We start from the raw sequence: 255 nt of genomic DNA, 5'->3' as shown, positions 1-255 counted from the left end.
ATCGTCGCCATGGTATGCCGTTACCACACCATCTAGCTAATAGAACGCATATTCATCTTTTACCGCCGAAACTTTAAAGTCTGCTCGATGCCAAGTAAACTTACTATGGGGTATTATTCTTCATTTCCAAAGGCTATCCCCCTGTAAAAGGTAGATTATATACGCGTTACGCACCCGTGCGCCACTCGTCAGCAAAAAAGCAAGCTCTTTCCTGTTACCGTTCGACTTGCATGTGTTAGGCCTGCCGCTAGCGTT

Annotated in this window: 1 rRNA gene; it reads right to left on the bottom strand. The window is 45.9% G+C overall.

Annotated features, from left to right (window positions below):
- Positions 1–255: ribosomal RNA gene (locus tag GN138_RS15945) — 16S ribosomal RNA — on the bottom strand; the annotation flags it as partial.

The sequence above is a fragment of the Winogradskyella endarachnes genome, assembly GCF_009741275.1.
In the GTDB taxonomy this organism is placed as follows: domain Bacteria; phylum Bacteroidota; class Bacteroidia; order Flavobacteriales; family Flavobacteriaceae; genus Winogradskyella; species Winogradskyella endarachnes.
The sequence above is the reverse complement of the archived record's forward strand: the minus strand, read 5'-3'. Positions and strand labels throughout refer to the sequence as shown.